The sequence below is a fragment of the Gemmata algarum genome (assembly GCF_034097035.1).
GTDB classification, from domain to species: Bacteria; Planctomycetota; Planctomycetia; order Gemmatales; family Gemmataceae; genus Gemmata; species Gemmata algarum.
The window spans coordinates 1-225 of sequence record NZ_JAXBLV010000168.1 but is presented as its reverse complement, the minus strand read 5'-3'; the positions used below and the strand labels follow the sequence as shown (position 1 = coordinate 225).

Below are 225 nucleotides of genomic sequence, written 5' to 3'. Positions count from 1 at the left end.
AGCGCAGGCGCGGAGCTACTTGGGGAACAATCGGGACCGCATGAACTACCCGCGGTACCGCCGGGAGGGCTTACCGACGACGAGCAGTGCCAACGCCATCCCAGCGCGTCCACCACCAACCGACTGGTCATCGTCGGATCCATCGACCCGCCCACGATTCGGCGGCTGAACAGGTCCTCCACCACCGCCAGGTACAGCCCCCCCTCGCGGGTCGGGATGTACGTA

Annotated in this window: 1 pseudogene; it reads right to left on the bottom strand. The window is 66.7% G+C overall.

Going from position 1 to position 225, the window contains the following annotated elements:
* Window positions 1-101: 101 nt before the first annotated feature.
* Window positions 102-225 (bottom strand): annotated as a pseudogene (locus R5W23_RS12985) (IS3 family transposase); the annotation flags it as partial.